At 72.3% G+C, this 13,351-nt stretch carries 15 protein-coding genes; all 15 read left to right on the top strand.

Annotated elements, in window-relative coordinates:
• Positions 1 to 491 precede the first annotated feature (491 nt).
• The 15 genes from CUC05_RS23810 (at position 492) to CUC05_RS23740 (ending at position 13,008) form a co-directional block, all read left to right on the top strand.
• A complete protein-coding gene (locus CUC05_RS23810) occupies positions 492 to 1,382 on the top strand; it encodes a bifunctional DNA primase/polymerase (RefSeq protein ID WP_170128106.1) in 891 nt (296 codons plus the stop codon).
• A complete protein-coding gene (locus CUC05_RS23805) occupies positions 1,379 to 2,017 on the top strand; it encodes a DUF2637 domain-containing protein (RefSeq protein ID WP_108668646.1) in 639 nt (212 codons plus the stop codon). The genes CUC05_RS23810 and CUC05_RS23805 overlap by 4 nt, the downstream gene beginning before the upstream one ends.
• A 107-nt stretch (positions 2,018 to 2,124) precedes the next feature.
• On the top strand, positions 2,125 to 3,003 hold the full coding sequence (locus CUC05_RS23800; RefSeq protein ID WP_108668645.1) for a M48 family metallopeptidase: 879 nt from the start codon (positions 2,125 to 2,127) through the stop codon (positions 3,001 to 3,003).
• A 70-nt stretch (positions 3,004 to 3,073) separates the two neighbouring features.
• The gene (locus tag CUC05_RS23795) at positions 3,074 to 3,844 is read left to right on the top strand and encodes a hypothetical protein (protein WP_205712518.1); all 771 of its coding nucleotides are present in this window, start codon (positions 3,074 to 3,076) and stop codon (positions 3,842 to 3,844) included.
• Positions 3,841 to 4,725, top strand: a complete 885-nt coding sequence (locus CUC05_RS23790) for a ParB N-terminal domain-containing protein (RefSeq protein ID WP_108668643.1) — start codon at positions 3,841 to 3,843, stop codon at positions 4,723 to 4,725. Before CUC05_RS23795 ends, CUC05_RS23790 begins: the two co-directional genes overlap by 4 nt.
• A 315-nt stretch (positions 4,726 to 5,040) precedes the next feature.
• Entirely contained in the window at positions 5,041 to 5,457 is a 417-nt protein-coding gene (locus CUC05_RS23785; RefSeq protein ID WP_108668642.1) for a VldE C-terminal domain-containing protein, read from the top strand.
• Between the two features lie 52 nt (positions 5,458 to 5,509).
• A complete protein-coding gene (locus CUC05_RS23780) occupies positions 5,510 to 5,803 on the top strand; it encodes a DUF6112 family protein (RefSeq protein ID WP_205712517.1) in 294 nt (97 codons plus the stop codon).
• Positions 5,804 to 5,817: 14 nt separating this feature from the next.
• Entirely contained in the window at positions 5,818 to 6,102 is a 285-nt protein-coding gene (locus CUC05_RS23775) for a DUF6112 family protein (RefSeq protein WP_108668649.1), read from the top strand.
• Complete coding sequence (locus CUC05_RS23770; protein WP_108668641.1) at positions 6,102 to 7,256, top strand: TrbL/VirB6 family protein; 1,155 nt, start codon at positions 6,102 to 6,104, stop codon at positions 7,254 to 7,256. The genes CUC05_RS23775 and CUC05_RS23770 overlap by 1 nt, the downstream gene beginning before the upstream one ends.
• Positions 7,253 to 8,704, top strand: a complete 1,452-nt coding sequence (locus CUC05_RS23765) for an SCO6880 family protein (RefSeq protein ID WP_108668640.1) — start codon at positions 7,253 to 7,255, stop codon at positions 8,702 to 8,704. Before CUC05_RS23770 ends, CUC05_RS23765 begins: the two co-directional genes overlap by 4 nt.
• 25 nt (positions 8,705 to 8,729) lie before the next feature.
• Positions 8,730 to 10,112 (top strand): hypothetical protein, encoded by a 1,383-nt coding sequence (locus tag CUC05_RS23760; protein WP_205712516.1) that lies wholly within the window; start codon positions 8,730 to 8,732, stop codon positions 10,110 to 10,112.
• Positions 10,109 to 10,531, top strand: coding sequence for a hypothetical protein (locus tag CUC05_RS23755; RefSeq protein WP_157965960.1), 423 nt, complete (start codon positions 10,109 to 10,111; stop codon positions 10,529 to 10,531). Before CUC05_RS23760 ends, CUC05_RS23755 begins: the two co-directional genes overlap by 4 nt.
• Complete coding sequence (locus CUC05_RS23750) at positions 10,518 to 12,260, top strand: type IV secretory system conjugative DNA transfer family protein (RefSeq protein ID WP_108668638.1); 1,743 nt, start codon at positions 10,518 to 10,520, stop codon at positions 12,258 to 12,260. The genes CUC05_RS23755 and CUC05_RS23750 overlap by 14 nt, the downstream gene beginning before the upstream one ends.
• The gene (locus CUC05_RS23745) at positions 12,260 to 12,802 is read left to right on the top strand and encodes a hypothetical protein (RefSeq protein WP_205712514.1); all 543 of its coding nucleotides are present in this window, start codon (positions 12,260 to 12,262) and stop codon (positions 12,800 to 12,802) included. Before CUC05_RS23750 ends, CUC05_RS23745 begins: the two co-directional genes overlap by 1 nt.
• Positions 12,799 to 13,008 (top strand): helix-turn-helix domain-containing protein, encoded by a 210-nt coding sequence (locus tag CUC05_RS23740; RefSeq protein WP_108668637.1) that lies wholly within the window; start codon positions 12,799 to 12,801, stop codon positions 13,006 to 13,008. Before CUC05_RS23745 ends, CUC05_RS23740 begins: the two co-directional genes overlap by 4 nt.
• Positions 13,009 to 13,351: the final 343 nt, after the last annotated feature.

Genomic DNA, 13,351 nt, shown 5'->3' with positions numbered 1-13,351 from the left:
GCTGTTGGGTCATCGTGTGGGTCCTTCGCGTTGTAGGAGACATGAAGTTCACACGGTGGCCCGCCCTATCGGGCGGACCCTGCTCCTACACCACGTGGTGGGACTCACCCCAAGCCTGTGACCCGGACGCGTCGCAGTCCGGTCCCACCCTCGGGAGGTGCGTTCGAGGAACTCATGACCGATGACCCAACACCGCCTTGCCGATGTATCGGCGAGAGGGGCCGCTCGATTCGAGCGGTCCTCCAGGGCTGCCTAGCACCGAGGCCCGAGCCATCGACTCCCGTCAGCACATAGTCGCCCTTCACCACGTGACCGCAGCGTCATTAATCGGACCGACTCTGGCGGCGAACGGGAGTCGCTCCCCCTGACCGGACTCGCCGCCTGTCGATCATCGGTGCCGAACCCCACGCATGTCCCGACTGGGTGGCACTTCGTGGGTTGCCAAGCACACCTGCTGTGCAGGACGTCATCGGCGGTGCAAGGGGAGTGGCATGGAGCTCGCGGAACGTACGGGTCCCAACGGCCGTCGGGTCGTGGACGCCCTGAGACAGGCCAGCCGTTGCGGACCGGCCGAGGCAGCGCTGGCTCTGGCGGCAGCGGGCCTGCAGGTCCTGCCGATCGTCCACGGCTCCAAACGGCCCCTCACTCCCAACGGGCTGGTCGACGCCTCCAGCGTCCCCGACCAGCTCGCCGGCTGGTGGCGACGCTGGCCCGAGGCGAACGTCGCGATCGCCACGGGCGGATCGGGCGTGGACGTCCTCGACGTCGACCGGCGCCAGTCCGGCAACGGCTTCGACGTCCTCCCGCGACTGCTCCGCGCCGGGCACGGCCGGACACTCCTCGCGGCCGTCGCCACTCCCAACGACGGACTGCACCTGTACTACCCGGCGGCGCCGGACCGGCCACAGCGCCCATGGGCCCTGACGCGATACCACGTCGACTTCCGTGGCACCGGGGGTTACGTCCTTGTGCCACCCTCGGCGGTCGAGACCACCAGCGGGGTACGCCCGTACCGCGTCGTGGCAACCGGCCGGGCCGCCGCCCCGCTCGACGCATCGGGCGTCCGCCACCTCCTCGACCCCCGCCCGAGACCAACGACCACCGTCGATCGACCCCTGGGACCATCATCGGCCCGCGGGATCGCGACATGGCTGTCCACGCGCAGCGAAGGCACACGCAACAACGCCCTGTTCTGGGCCGCCTGCCGCTACGTCGAGATGGGACTGGGCCACGACGTCGCCGAGGAGCTGCTCGGCAACGCCGCCGCGCAGGCGGGCCTGCCCAGCCGTGAGGTCACCGCCACGATCCGCTCCGCCTACCGGCACACCAGCCCGACACCCACGCGCCGCCAGCCGCCGCTCGACCGAGGTATCGGCCGATGACCGAACACGACGAAGGTGCGCAGCCGGCGGTCCCGCGGTGGGTCGCCGGCACCGCGGTCGCCGGCACCGTCCTGATTGCCCTCGGCGCCTTCTGGCTGTCCTTCACGGCACTGACAGACCTCGCGACCCGCGCCGGCATCCCGGACAAGCAGGCATGGGTCTGGCCGCTGATCGTGGACGGCATCATCCTCGTCGCCACCCTGTCGGTCGTGGCACTCGCCCCGCAGGGCCGGCGGGCCACCTGGTACCCCTGGACGCTGCTGGTGGTCGGTGCCGGCCTGTCGGTCACCGGCAACGCCGTCCATGCCGTCGTCGCCAGCGACGCCAGCCTGGCCAGCTGGATGGCTGCCACCATCTCCGCCGTCCCCCCGTTGGTCCTCCTGGCCATCACGCACCTCACCGTCGTGCTGACGACCCAGGTGACCTCGCCACCACCCCGAGCCGACGCACCGTCGCACCTGACCTCCGGCGAGGCCCCGCCGGCGACCGCGGCGGGTCCCGCTCGGTCCCGCGATGACCGGATCGTCGAGGCGCAGGCCAGACGGGCCGACGGATGGTCCAACCGCCGGATCGCCCGCCACCTCCGCGTCCATCCCTCCACCGTCGGCCGATGGTTCCGCGAGGACACGCCATGACCCCGGACGCCGCTGACCTCCCGCGGGTGACGGCCGACGGTGGTCCCCGGCATGTCGCCCCGCCAGGTTCTTGACACAACGGACAGGGCCGTCCCGTCCCACCGGACATGAACGCCCTCGATAGCCATGACACGCCCAGCCCACCCTCGCCGGGGGCCACCTTCCGGTCACCCACCAGACCGAACGCCGCGACCCTCCGGCACCGCGCCGAAGTCCCCGTCCTCGTCCTCTGCAGTGCCCTGACCCTCGGCGGGGCCTGCGTGGCCGTCGTCGCCATCGTGGGGCGTGCCGATGTCCCCGATCCGGCGTCGATCGCGCTCGGCGGACTCGCCATCCCCTTCGTGGCCGCCGCCGTGGCGATCCGCGTCATGTTCTGGTCCCTGCTCGCTCGGGGAGTGGAGACCAGCCCCACGCAACTCCCCGAGCTGCACCGGATGCTCATCACCCTCACCGACCAGATGGGCCTGCGCCGGCGTCCCCGCCTGATGGTCGTCAACGGTCACGGCCTGGTCAACGCCATGGCGGCCAAGTGCACCGTCCGGCGCGGCTACGTGGTGCTGTCCAGCGACCTGGTCGATATCGCCTACGAGGTCGGCGACTGGGACGCCGTCAAGTTCGCGCTGGCCCACGAGCTCGGCCACATCGCGGCCGGCCACACGGCGCTGTGGCGCCTGGCCATCCGACCCCTCCCCAAGCTGGTCGGCCTCGACCGCTGGCTGGTCCGCACGCAGGAGTACACCGCCGACCGGTGGGCCGCCTCGGCCTGCGATGACCCGTCACGCAGCTTCCTGGCCCTGCTGGTCGGGAAGCGGGTGCATCGCCACGTCGACCTGACCGCCCACCTCGCGACGGTCGAGGAGGCCCAGCACGCCGGCTGGCTGCGGATCGTCAACGCGCTGGCCGGGCACCCGGTCGGGCACCGGCGATTCCACGCCCTGGTCGAACTGGACCAGAAGGGGTGGGGCGCCCATGGCCGCATGTGCTGAACGAGCCGAGGCCCACTCGCACACACCACCCGCCGATCACGGGTTCACGACGGGGGAGGGCCTTCGGGCCTTGCTTGACCGGCTGCACGACGCCGGGGCCGGTGCCTGGCAGGGCGACGCCGACGTGGATGCGCTGATGGCGTTCACCATCGACCGGTACGCTCCGCTGACCGCCAAGTACGGCGCCGACCCAGGCGACGCGGCCGCGGCAGCGTTCGAAGCGATGCGCAACCCGTCGACAAGGGGGGCACGGGACCCGTGGGCGGTGGTGACGACGGCCGTGCGGTGCACCCTGGCAGCGGAGCACCGCGCCAACGGGCTGCTGGTGTCCACCGCACGTGCGCGCCGGGCCGGCTACGACGAGGGCCACGACGTTCGCCGTCTGGGCGAGGACCTGCACCGGTTACCCGACCACCACCCGTCACTGGTGGTCCCCGGGCCCGACGACACCGACGACGCGGCGCGGGCGGGCGACGTCAGCCGGGCGCTGGCCGACAGCATCCTGCTGCTCATCGCACTGGGATGGCCACCCCGGATAGCCGGCGCCGGGGTGGAGTTCGTCTGCAGTCGGCTCGCCGACATCGGCAACCGGCCCGCGGCGTATGAGTGCCTGCGACGAGACAAGGCCATCCGGGCCCAGTTGGACCTGTCACATCACAGCTGGATCGGACTGCTCCGCGTCCTGCTCGGCCACCCCTCCGGCACCGGGGTGCTCCGCCACGGGCTGCTCGCGCGTCTGCTGGCCGGCGACGATGCCCACGACGCCCTGAGTGACGAGGATCTCGTCTGCCTCATCACCCGGTCCGCCCCTTGCCACTCCACGGGGGAGGCATCGTCGTGACCGGGCGGGACAACCTGGTGGAGATGGACCGGGCGGTCGCCTCCATCCGCGTCGGGCACCGCCAGCGCCGGGACCTCGGGGACCTCGACGCGTTGGCTGAATCAATCGCCACCGTCGGGTTGCTGCAACCCATCACAATCACCCCGGGCGGGCTGCTGGTCTGCGGGGCACGGCGGCTGGCAGCCGTCACACAGTTGGGCTGGCGGACCGTCAACGTCTGGGTGCGGGCGGGCATGTCGACGCCGTTGCAGCGGCTGCTCGCCGAGCAGCACGAGAACACCATGCGCCAACCGCTGGCCCCCACCGAGGCCGCCGACATGTACCGGGAACTCAAGGCGCTCCTCGCCGAGGACGCCGCTCGACGACAGGCCCGGACCCGGCTCGGCACCAAGGACGACACCGGTGCCGCCGAATCGGCGGCCACCCTCACCGGTCCGGGAGACAGCCGCGCGCGGGCGGCGCAACTGGTGACCGGGCGCCGCTCGTACACCCGTCTCGAGCAGGTGGGCCGGCTCCAGCAGCTGGCGCTGGAGGTCGACAACGAGGAGGTCCGACGGGTCGCTGCCGAGGCGCTCCGTGAGGTCGACCAGACCGGGAAGGTCAACGGCCCGTACCGGCGTGTCATGCGACTCGTTGATACCGCCGCCGACGGGGAGGCCGACGTGCCGACAGCGTCCAGCAGCCGACCGCCGCCCCGGATGCGACGTTTCCTGCTGGGCCTGGACGACCTGGCCGCGTGGGTGGGGGCCCACGACCCGGCGCTCGTCGGGCCGGCCCTGGACGACGAGCAGTGGCGATCGCTCCACCACCTCGCCGAGGCGACGACGGCGTTCGTCGACGCAGCGGGCGCCGCGCGACGGGCCTCGACGGATGCGGCCTGACCGGTCGGACCATCGGGGTCGCCCGGGCGCACCTCACTGGTGATGAGCCGCTCCGCCCCCGACCGCCACCCGCACCCTCCCATATGGACACTGGGGACAGCGGGCACGATTGCCGCGCTCGTGGCCGTGCTCGTCCCTCTGGGGCTGGCAGCCCTCGTGGCCGGCTCTGCGGTGCAGGGAATCTGCGGGCCGGCCGACGCTGCCGCGCTCCCGCACACCGGCCCGGCACCGGGCCAAACCGCGAGCCCGGATCCCGATCCCGCCGCGTCCCCGAGCCCGGACGTCGCCTCACCGGTAACGTCCTGTGCGCTACCCGTGCAGAGCGACGCCGTCGCCGACCCGACCGGCACCGGCGGGTTCGTCACCCCAGCCACTGCCGCGCTGGTCGCGGCCGGCCGGACCGCCTTCCCCAGCAGTGACTGGACCTGCTGGTCGCCACGACCGGGCACCGACTCCGACCACCCCCGCGGCCGGGCATGCGACGTGACGTTCGGCAACGCCATCGGGCAGGCCCCCACCCCCGCCCAGCGGGAGGAGGGGTGGCGGTTCGCTCGCTGGCTCCGCGACCACGCCCATGAGCTGAACGTCCAGTACGTCATCTGGCAGGCACGGATCTGGAACATCGACCGGGACGAGGAGGGTTGGCGGGCCTACGGAGGCGGCGGCATCCATGACCCCACATCGGTCACCGGCGGCCACATCGACCACGTCCACGTGAGCCTCAGCCGCTGACGGCTGGGCAGGGACGCACACCTGTGGGATGACCCCGACCCACGGAGGGCACATGGCCACCTCACCCCCAACGCTGGCGACCAGCGTCACCCCGGACCTGTCCATCATCCACCACGCCGGCACCCTGTCCGACGTTGTCGGTGCACTGCTCGGCATCGTGCTGCTCGTCGCCGTCGCTGTGCTCGTCGGATGCGCCGGTGCCCTGGCGATGGCCAGCGCCACCGGCGACGTCCGCATGGCCAGCCGGGCCCGCGCCGGTCTGTGGAGCGCTGCTGCCGCCGCGACCCTGGCCGGCTGCGGCGTCGGCTGGCTCAACGCGCTGCTCGACACCGGGGCGTCGCTGTGAACAGCCTGGGGCTGATGGTGCTGGCTCAGGTGTCGATCACCCCCAACGACACGGGCCTGCCGGGCATCGCCGCGCTGCGCAGCATCGTCGGGGCCGCCATGAGCTTCGGGCTGGTCCTCTCGGTCCTCGCCCTGCTCGTGTCTGCGGTCGTCTGGGGCTTCGGAGCCCAATCGGCCAACCCACACCTCGCCGGGCGGGGCAAGGTCGGCGTGCTGGCCGCCTGCGGCTCGGCAGCCATCTGCGGAGCCGCCGTCACGCTGGTCAACTTCTTCTGGACCGTCGGCCAGGGCGTGTCCTGATGGCGCCGTGCGACCTGCCGGTCCTCTCCGCAGTCTGCGAGGTCGCCGGCGACGCCGCCGGCGCACTGGTCGCCGCCCCCTTCGAATGGCTGGCCCTCAGCATGGGCCAGGCGGCCGGCTGGATGGTCGAGTCGGTCTGGGAGGTCATCGACGCCACGACGATCGTGAACCTGTCCCGCCCTGCCTACGTCGAGGTCTACAACACCGTCTTCGGCGTCGCGGTCTTCCTGATGCTCCTGCTGTTCACCCTGCAGCTGCTCCGCGGCCTCGTCCGCCGCGAACCCCGCGCATTCGCTCAGGCCATCACCGGCCTCGCCAAGTCCGTAGTCGGGTCCTTCGTCGCCATCGCTCTGACCACCCTGCTGCTCGAGGCGACCGACCAGCTGTCCCGGGCCCTGGTCGCCGCAGCCGGCACCACCATGGAACAACTCGGAGCACGTATCGCCACGCTCGTCACCGGCCTGTCCACGCTGGTGCTGGCGACCCCGGGCGCCGGCGCAATCGTCACCATGGGGTTGGCTGGGCTGGCCATCCTCGGTGTCCTGATGGTCTGGGGGTCGATGCTGGTCCGCACGTCCCTGCTGCTGGTCACCGTAGCGTTGGCACCCCTGGCGCTGGCCGGCTGGTCCTGGCAACCCACACGGGCCTGGGCAGCACGGTGGGCCTCGTTCGTGGTGGCGCTGGTGGTCTCCAAGTTCGTGGTCGTCCTCATCTTCCTAGTCGGCACCGTCGCCATCGCCCCCACCACTGACGGCGAGCCGGCAACGGTGGCCGACCCGCTGGCCGGTATCGTCCTCTTGTTCCTGGCCGGGTTCGCCCCGGCCATGACCCACCGGTTCATCGCCTTCGCCGGAATCGACGTCCACCAGCTCGTGGCCGCCGAGCACGACACCAGCACCGCGGTCCGCCGGGCGGTCCCGGCCACACCGATCATGCGGTCCGGGATCGCCAAGGTCGTGGGCCCGGCCGCCGCCGGACCGGCCGCACCGGCCGCAGCCGCTGCCCCGGTCGTCGTGTCGACGACCGCCTCCCGGACCATGGCCGCAAGCAGGGCGAGCCAACACAGCGGGCCCCACGGTGCCCCGGGACGCGACGCCGGACCCACCACGTCACCCTCAGTCCGCGCGCCTTCCGGTGAGGGGGGTCACCGATGACCACCGACACCCGGGACGGCCACCCCGACGCCGTGACGTTCTCGCGGCTGGCCAGACGCGGGGTGCTGCTCGGCCTGTCGGCCGGACAGGTCGCGACCCTCGGGTACGCGCTCGTCGTTCTCGTGGGCGGCCTCGTCGCCGGCGACGCCGTCGGGGCGACATGGACCGCACCGCTGTGGGGCGGCGCGATCCTGCTCGCCCTGCTGCGCCGCGACGGCCGGCCCCTCGTGGAATGGCTCCCCCGCTGGATGGCCTGGGGGTGGCGCCGCGTCCGCGGCCAGGCGACCCACGCCACATCGGTCCTCCTGCCCAGACCCGCCGGCCGGCTGCACCTACCCGGCGACCCCTCGCCGCTCGACACCATGGTCGACCCCGACAGCGGCGCCGTGCTCGTGCACGACCCGGCCAGCCACTTGCTGGTCGCTGTCGCCCGGGTCGCCCACCGGGCGTTCGTCCTGCAGGACCCAACCGACCAGCAGCGTCGCGTCCACGGCTGGGGACGCGTCCTGGCCGGCGCAGCCCGATCCACCGGCATCGCACGCATCCACGTCCTCGAACAGACCCTCCCCGACCACGGCGAGGGCCTCGCCGACTGGTGGGGACGCCACGGCATCGACGACGGGTCCTGGGTCGCCGCGACCTACCGGGAACTCATCGCTGCGGCCGGCCCGACAGGCGAGCGGCACCTCACGACCGTCTCCGTGGCGCTGGACCTGCGGCAGGCCGCCAGCCAGGTCCGTGCTGCCGGTGGGGGACTGGCCGGCGCTGCCCGGGTCCTTCGGCGCGAGATGACCGCCATCGGCCGGGCGCTCACCACGGCAGACCTCGCCCCCGTCCACTGGCTCGGCACCAGGGACCTCACCGGGCTGGTGCGCACCGCCTACGACCCGCACCTGGCCGGTGGCATCGACCATGCCGGCAAGGGCCGGCTGGCAGACGCCGGCCCCATGGCCATGGTCGAGGACTGGGACACCCTCCGGACCGACTCCGCCTGGCACGCCGTCCTGTGGATCAGCGAGTGGCCACGTACCGCCGTCCACCCGGGGTTCCTCGCCCCACTCGTCCTCTCCGGCGGCGTCCGGCGGGCCTTCTCACTGATCTGCCAGCCGGTGCCGACCGACCGCGCGACCCGGGAGATCCGGCGGCGCAAGACCGAGCATCTCGCCGACACCGCCCAGCGAACCCGGCTCGGCCAGGTCACCGATGCCCGCGACACCGCGGAGTACCACGACGTCCTGCAGCAGGAGGCCGACCTCGCCGCCGGTCACGCGCTGGTCCGCTACACCGGTCTGCTCGCCGTCTCCGCCCCCACCCGGGACGCACTCGACGCCGCGGTCGCCGAGATCGAGCAGGCCGCCGTCCAGGGATCGTGTGAGACGCGCCGACTCGTTGGCCAGCAGGCCCGCGCGTTCGCCGCCGCCGCCCTGCCCCTGTGCCGCCACGTCTGACGCCCCGCCATCCCGAGGAGTTGCCATGCGGAACCTCACCTATCCACGAGACCTCACCGGACCCCTGACCGGGCCGTCCCGTCGACGTGCACCGCGGCTGCCCCGGACACAGGCACGTCCGGCCGCCCCCGTCCAAGACCGACCGATCTCGGGCCTGTCCGGTCGCATCGGCCGGGTCCCACCCCACCGCGACACCACCGCCACCCTCGCCGGTGCCTACCCGTTCCTCGCCGAGGGTGGCCTCGGCCCCGACGGCGTCCTCGTCGGCCAGGACGTCCACTCCGGCGGCGGGTTCGTCTACGACCCATGGGTCCTGTACCGGCGGGGCACCATCACCGCCCCGAACGTCGTCCTCGCCGGCATCGTCGGGGCCGGGAAGTCCGCCCTCGCCAAGTCGCTGTACACCCGCTCGATGGCGTTCGGTGTCCGTGTCTACGTCCCCGGTGACCCCAAGGGCGAGCACACCCGCGTCGCCCGGGCCGTCGGTGGGAGGGCCATCACCCTCGGCCCCGGCCTGCCCGCCCGCCTCAACCCCCTCGACGACGGCCACCGTCCCACCGGCACCACCGACCTCGAATGGGCCGCCACCGTCACCGCCCGCCGCAGGGACCTCCTCGGCGCCCTCGCCGAGACCGTCCTCGCCCGCCCCCTCACCCCACTGGAGCACACCGCCGTCGACCATGCCCTGGCCGCCGCCGTCCACCACGCCGGCACCCCGACGCTGCCCCACGTCGTCGACCGGATCCTCGCACCCGACACCGACGACCAACGACTGACCGAAGACGGCCGCCTCCTCGGCCACGCACTGCGCCGACTGGTCGCCGGCGACCTGCAGGGACTCTTCGACGGCCCATCCACCGAGGCATTCGACCCGACCCTGCCCATGCTGTCGCTTGACCTCTCCCGCGTGCAGGGAAACGCCACCCTCCTGTCGGTCCTCATGACCTGCGGCAGCGCCTGGATGGAATCAGCCCTGGCCGACCCCGACGGCGGCCGCCGATGGGTCATCTACGACGAGGCCTGGCGGCTGATGTCCCACCCGCCGCTGCTGCGACGCATGGACGCCCAGTGGCGGCTCGCCCGGCACCTCGGCATCGCCAACATGCTGGTGTTCCACAAGCTCACCGACCTCGACACCGTCGGTGACCACGGCAGCGCCATGCGGGCACTGGCCACATCCCTGCTGGCCAACACCGAGACCCGCATCATCTACCGGCAGCACCACGACCAGCTCGGCCCCACCGCGTCCGCACTCGGGCTCACCCGCACTGAACAGGACCTCCTCCCCAAGCTGGCCACAGGCCAGGGACTGTGGCGCATCGCCGACCGGTCCTACCTCGTCCAGCACCAGCTCCACCCCGCCGAAGCCGACCTGTTCGACACCACCACCCGGATGCACGCGACGTGACTGCCGCAGACGCCATGCGGCGGGTCGACGTCCACCCCCGACCTGACGGCTCGGAGCTCGCTGACGTCACCATCGACGGTCGACAGACCCCCCGGCCCGTCCCACTCGGCGGGTTGGGCCTGTTCCTGTCCACGCTGAGCGACCGGGGACGCCAGCCCGTCGGCGTCTCGATCCACGAGCTGACCGGGACCGTCCACACCGGCGTCATCTGGCCTCGCAACCCGCCGCCCTCTCCCTCCGCGGGACCGTTCGAGCCCCACGAGACCGTCCACCTCGCCAGCATCCTCCGGAGCGGCCCGGCGAGCTCCACGGGCATCCCACCGCTGCTCGAACCCCCACGACGCACCGGCGGCAGACGCCTGGTCCTGCTCGGTGACCAGTCCGGCCACACCTGTCCCTCACCACATGCCCGTGGGTGACCGCAGCGCCGACGTCGCGCTCGCCGGGATCGCCGGGGTCGTCCTCGCCAGCCACGTACTGCACACCTCGGCATGGATCGCGGCTCGCGTCGCGGGTCTCCCCGGCCCGACCACCAGTCCAGCCCAGGGATTGGGGGTCCTGCTGCGCCCAACCGACCCAGGAGAAGTGGTCGGCATCGACGGCCTCCACCCCGCCCTGTACTGGGCGACCGCCGCCCTCCTGCTCGCAGCCCTTGCCGCCGCCACCGTGGGGGTGCGCCGCGCCGTGACCGACCACGGCAGGGCGGTGTGGCGCCGACCGGGCACCGCCACCCGCGCCGACGTCCGCCGGGCGGTGTCCGCCAGGGCCCTCCGGCGACGCGCCCGCACGCTCCGCCCGTCGCTTGCCGACCCGGCGGCGACTGACGCCGGCTTTCTGCTCGGCCATGCGCACGGCCAGGGGGTGTGGGCCACCGTGGAGGACTCCATCCTCCTGCTCGGCCCCCCACGGTCCGGCAAGGGCTTGCACGTCGTCATCAACGCCATCCTCGACGCCCCCGGCCCGGTCGTGGCCACCAGCACCCGTCCCGACAACCTCCACGCCACCCTCGCCGCCTGCCGGGCCCGCGGCCCCGTCGCAGTCTTCGATCCACAACGGCTGGTGTCCGGCCTGGCCGCGGGGCTCCGGTGGTCCCCGGTCCGGGGCTGCACCGACCCTCAGACCGCCATGGTCCGTGCCGCCGCACTCGCCGCTGGCACGGGCCTCACCGGTGGAGGGGTCGACAACGGCAGCTTCTGGGAGGGAAAGACCCGCACCGTCCTGCAGGCACTCCTGCACGCCGCCGCCCTCGACGATCAACCACCCGCCACACTGCACCGCTGGACCCAGAGCCCCGCAGCCGCCGCTGACGCCGTCAGGATCCTCCAGAGCAATTCCGAGGCGGCCGATGGGTGGGCGGAATCACTGCAGGCCGTCGTCGATGCCGACCCCCGCACCCGCGACGCCGTCTGGCACGGCGTCGCCCTGTCACTGTCCGCCCTCGCCAACCCCACCGTCCGTGACGCCGTCACACCCGACCCGGGCGACGCTTTCGACCCCGAGGATTTCCTCCGCAGCCAAGGGACCCTCCACCTGCTCGCCACCGGCAGCGGCGCCACCGCGTCGGCAAGCCTGGTCGCTGCGTTCATCGAGGACCTCGTGGAGACCGCCCGACGCCAAGCCGCACGATCACCCGGATCGCGCCTCGACCCGCCACTCCTGCTCGCGCTCGACGAGATCGGCAACCTCGCACCCCTGCCCTCGCTGCCGACCCTGATGGCCGACGGCGGCGGGACCGGCATCACCACCATGCCCGTCCTGCAGTCACTCGCCCAAGCACGGGCCCGCTGGGGCGAACACGCCGCCACCGCCATCTGGGACGCCAGCATCGTCAAGGTGATCCTGGGCGGCGCCTCCAACAGCCGCGACCTCACCGACCTCGCCACGCTCATCGGCGACCGCGACGAACCCCACCAGACCCGCAGCCACGACCACCATGGCCGCCGCAGCACCCAGACCACCACACGACGCCTGCCGATCATGCCCGCCGACACCATCCGCACCCTGCCGTTCGGCACCGGACTGATCCTGCTCCGCACCGCACCACCCATCATCACCCACCTCAGGCCCTGGACCGCCCGACGAGACCTGCCAGACCGCGAAGAGCCGGGGGAGCGGCCGCACACCTCTCATCTGAAGAGGAGGACCTGATGCCAGCAGAGAATGACATCGACGACCTGGACGCGTTCGCCGGCCTGTGGGACGACGACGAAGAGCCGGCGCGGCCAATCAACTGGGACACCCTCGACGCCGACGAACTCCAAGACGCATGGGTGCAGCTGGACCGATGGGTCACCTGGCTCCGCACCACCTACGGACTGCCCGCCACCGTCGTCCCGCCGCTGTGGCACCGCCACCCCGAACTGCAGTGGGAGCTCTCCGCCCTCCACACCCACTGGCAGACCGCCTACCACCCAGCCGGACACGGCAGCGCCCCCCACGGCTGGCACCGCGACCTCGCCGACGCCATCACCCGGCTCCGCGACTGGACCGCCGCGTCCGGCTCCCGCCTGGACCGTGACCGACCGACGCGCCACACCCCATGGCCAGGGGAACCCCAACCCCCGGTCCAGCCCGACCTGCCCATCCATGACAGGGCAGCCGACTTCGCCGACCACCTCGCCGCGCAGGTGCACGCGCGCCGCGAGCTGCCCGACACCGCACTCGCCACCGAGACCCAGGAGCTGCCATGAGCCCCACCGAGACCACAAACACCCCCGGCACGCTCCTGTCGATCCGCGAGGCCGCCGACCGCCTCAGCGTCAGCACCGCCACGGTCCACCGACTCATCCAGGTGCGCGACCTCGACCACCTGCGCCTCGGACGCCGCACCATCAGAATCCGCGAGTCGGCGCTGAACGACTACCTCACCAGGTGCACGGTCCGACGTCTCCGCTGACGATCCGATGAAAGGCACCGGTGGGTCCGATCCGTTCTTGCATTGAATTCCGACAATCCCGTGACCGACCGGCTCTGTACTCTCTGTGACGGCCGGTCTATAGGAGCGGTGCGGCCCGCCCGTGGCCGCACATAGTCACCGTTCGGTGTTGGGGGATCCCATACGTCGAGGATGTTGCCTGCCAGCCGCTAGGCGAGTGCCGGAACCGTCCACACCAACTGCGCCTCTGCGTTGTCAGTGGCTCAACTCCGAGTAGGAGAACAGCCGCGGCCCAACCGCCATAGTCCCTTCCAGATCGAAACACGAGCCTGACCTGCGGCCGCAGCCGCGACTCCATCCGATT

The sequence above is a fragment of the Euzebya rosea genome (assembly GCF_003073135.1).
GTDB lineage: Bacteria > Actinomycetota > Nitriliruptoria > Euzebyales > Euzebyaceae > Euzebya > Euzebya rosea.
The sequence above is the reverse complement of the archived record's forward strand: the minus strand, read 5'-3'. Positions and strand labels throughout refer to the sequence as shown.